The following is a 3,614-nucleotide window of genomic DNA, read 5'->3' on the forward strand; positions in this document are numbered from 1 at the left end:
GGTATCAAGGGGTTTCGTGCGTTTTCCCTGCACTTGTTGCCTTAGCAAATAAGTTGGCCAGGATTGCCTGGGCAGTGATGATGAGAGGAAAAGTGTTTGATTTCGCGAAGTTTTAAGCCGGTTTTGCAATGGTGAGTATGATGACGAAAACGGTCAGACCACTGGGTTGAAAACCTGATACGGGACTCAGCAGTTATGATGCTGTAAGTTTTTTTAGGACAACCCAGAGCGGATCTCATCGTAGAGCGGGATGCGTGGAGCCTCCCAGTAAAGACTCCGAATACATTAGCGCAGACCAACCCCGTTATCATAAATTGTCATTGCAAAAACGGGGCGGACCATACATTGTCCCGTACATAGCGCTTTTGCACATGGGTAATCATAGGAAAATTTATTAGAATGAAAGAAAAAACTAATGTTCTAGTAACTGGGGCAACAGGTTTTATTGGAAAATCTGTATTGAGTCACTTGCTAGGATGCGAGCGATTTAACGTAGAGGTAGCTTTGCGGTCAAATTACTACTTTGATCTTTGCAAAGCGTATTTTGTTGGTGATATCAACAAAGACACATTTTGGCTAGAAGCACTGACTAATCAATCACTTGTTATACATATAGCTGCTCGAGCTCATGTCATGAAAGGTGAAATTTTAGACCCGTTGATCGAGTACCGTCGTGTTAATGTAGACGGTACGTATAATCTTGCCCGCCAAGCGGCTGCAGCGGGTGTAAAACGCTTTGTATTTATCAGTTCAATTGGCGTGAATGGAAGTGTTAATACTAACCCGTTCACGGAGAGTGATGACCCTAGTCCAACCAAACCCTATGCCCAGTCAAAGTTGGAAGCAGAACAGAGGTTGTGGGATGTTTATCGAGATACTGGCATGGAGATTGTAATTATCCGACCGCCACTCGTCTATGGGCCTAGTGCTCCAGGTAATTTTGGACGACTTGTAAGTTTAGTTGAAAAGGGTATTCCAATGCCATTCGGTGCTATTTATAATCGACGCTCATATATAGCTTTGGATAATTTGGTTCATCTTATTATCACCTGTATGGAGAACCCTGCAGCTGCTAATCAAATATTTTTAGCTAGTGATGGGGATGACTTATCCACAACGGAGTTCTTACGTAGGGTTGCATTCGCGATGGGTAAACCATCGCGGCTGATATCGGTGCCGAGCTTTTTACTGATGCTTGGTACAGCAATACTCGGAAAAAGAGATTTATCTCAACGCTTATTCGGTTCCTTACAGATCGATATTTCTAAAGCACGCAACCTACTTGGCTGGGAACCACCGATATCTGTTGATGAAGGTTTACGTCGGTGTTTTGATAAAAGTGATAGTAAGGAGGTTACCAATTGATTCGCTTTTTTGATGTTGTTTTTTCATTCCTTGGGTTGTTGTGTGGTTTTCCTATTTTGTTAGCTTTAACTATTATCGGTTTTTTTGACACCGGATCACCTATTTTTACCCAGAAGCGTGTAGGTAAAGGAAAGCAACCTTTTATTTTGGTAAAATTTCGCACGATGAAAGTTGATACAGCTTCTGTTGCTAGCCACTTGGCCAGCGCATCATCCATTACCCCCTTTGGGCGTTTTTTACGTGGAACTAAGTTAGACGAATTGCCGCAGCTATGGAATGTACTCAAAGGTGATATGAGTTTAGTAGGACCACGCCCTGGTTTATTCAATCAGGAAGAGCTGACCTTAGCACGTGAGAAGTGTGGAGTTTTTGATGTGAGACCAGGAATCACTGGCTTGTCACAAGTCAATGAGATCGATATGTCCACCCCGGATCTTTTGGCTCAAACCGATGAAAAAATGATCGCTACGTTAACGTGGCGTGATTATTTTAGATATATTTTTCTTACAGTAGCGGGAAAGGGGAGTGGGGATAGGGTTAAATAAAACCCTTCAAATTTGCAAAACTTCATATCCCTGATATGAAAAAATAAATCCTATCCTAGGTTAGCTATGCGCCAAATTCTATTATCCCTCCCTCGAGCCAAAAAAAGACTTGTCGGATTATCGTTTGATACTGCCGCCATACTAGGTTGCCTTTGGTTGTCTTTTTACATTCGCCTAGGTATTGCAGACTCCCCTAACCACTACTTTACATCTTACCTTTTAGCAGTATTTGTAACGCTGCCCTTCTTAATTCGAATGGGCTTATACAGGGCTGTGCTCCGCTATATGGGGTCAGACTCCATAATCAACATCCTAAAAGCATGCTCTTACGCAACACTGTGCTTGATGTTGGCTGGCTTTGTCTCAGGGCAAAGCGTACTCCCTCGTTCTATCCCATTTATATACTGGTTGCTGTTGTTACCAACAATGACAATATCCAGATACATCATGCGTGCATGGCTGCTTGGCGATACCATTGCAGATATTTTCCCTGAATTCTTCCCCCAGAGAAAAGGACATACCACACATGGTGTCCCCGTTGCTATTTACGGAGCTGGTGCAGCAGGTGTACAGCTAATGTCTGCACTGGATAAAGGCATTGAATATCAACCTGTAGCTTTTCTGGACGATAAGAGAGACAACACAGGTCGTGCAATTCAAGGAAGGAAAATCTATGGCCCCAAACACTTTGAGCAGATGACACGAGAGTCGGGGGCACAGGAAATCTTACTGGCCATACCTTCAGCCACCCGCTCCAGGCGAAAAGAAATAGTTCAGAGTCTGGAGAAGTTCAGCCTACCTATTCGTACAGTTCCTGCCATGGCTGATCTTGCCAGCGGAAGAATGCGAATGCAGGAAATTCAGCAGGTTGATATTGGGGATGTTCTGGGAAGGGAAGAGGTTGCTCCAAGAGAGGATCTGCTTGCCAAGTACATTACTGGCAAAGTCGTGATGGTCACTGGAGCAGGAGGCTCCATTGGATCAGAGTTATGTAGACAAATTCTCAGGCTTCAACCCATGTGCCTGGTACTTTATGAGCACTCGGAGTTCAATTTGTATGCTGTAGAGCAAGACACTCTTAAAATGCAAAGAACCCTTGAGGAGTGTGCCGACACACAGGTGGCGGCTGTACTTGGCTCGGTAAATAATCCACCACGCCTTATCGAAACCATGAAGCGTTTCTCTGTGCAAACGGTTTATCATGCGGCGGCTTACAAGCATGTGCCTATGGTGGAACACAACATCGAGGAAGGAATAAGAAATAATACAGTGGGTACACTTTATGCTGCCCAAGCTGCTGTTCTGACACAGGTTGAGAGATTTGTCCTCATTTCAACAGATAAAGCTGTCAGGCCTACTAATGTCATGGGGGCATCGAAGCGACTGGCTGAAATGGTACTTCAGGCTATTGCAGGCGAGGCAGAAGTCAGCCTGTATGATGCAGAAAAGTTCGGCGCAAGCTGTCGTGAGAGCATTCCTGTTAATACCTGCTTCACAATGGTCCGTTTTGGTAATGTGCTGGGATCCAGCGGTTCTGTGATCCCATTGTTCAGAGAGCAAATTCGGTTGGGTGGGCCAATTACTGTCACGCACCCCGATATCAACAGATACTTTATGACTATCCCTGAGGCTGCGCTTTTGGTTATCCAGGCAGGGGCAATCGCCAGGGGGGGAGAGGTGTTTGTGCTCGATATGGGGCAGCCT

General features: G+C 44.8%; 3 protein-coding genes. All 3 read left to right on the forward strand.

What is annotated here, in order from left to right; all coding sequences use genetic code 11:
- The first annotated feature begins 399 nt into the window (after window positions 1–399).
- Entirely contained in the window at window positions 400–1,365 is a 966-nt protein-coding gene (locus E1189_RS02660) for a UDP-glucose 4-epimerase family protein (RefSeq protein ID WP_155158512.1), read from the forward strand.
- Window positions 1,362–1,910, forward strand: a complete 549-nt coding sequence (locus tag E1189_RS02665; RefSeq protein WP_155158513.1) for a sugar transferase — start codon at window positions 1,362–1,364, stop codon at window positions 1,908–1,910. Before E1189_RS02660 ends, E1189_RS02665 begins: the two co-directional genes overlap by 4 nt.
- 285 nt (window positions 1,911–2,195) lie before the next feature.
- Window positions 2,196–3,614: polysaccharide biosynthesis protein (locus E1189_RS02670; RefSeq protein ID WP_196221107.1), on the forward strand; the 1,419-nt coding region annotated here is incomplete at its 3' end.

It is taken from the genome of Parendozoicomonas verongulae (assembly GCF_009711465.1).
Taxonomy (GTDB): domain Bacteria; phylum Pseudomonadota; class Gammaproteobacteria; order Pseudomonadales; family Endozoicomonadaceae; genus Sansalvadorimonas; species Sansalvadorimonas verongulae.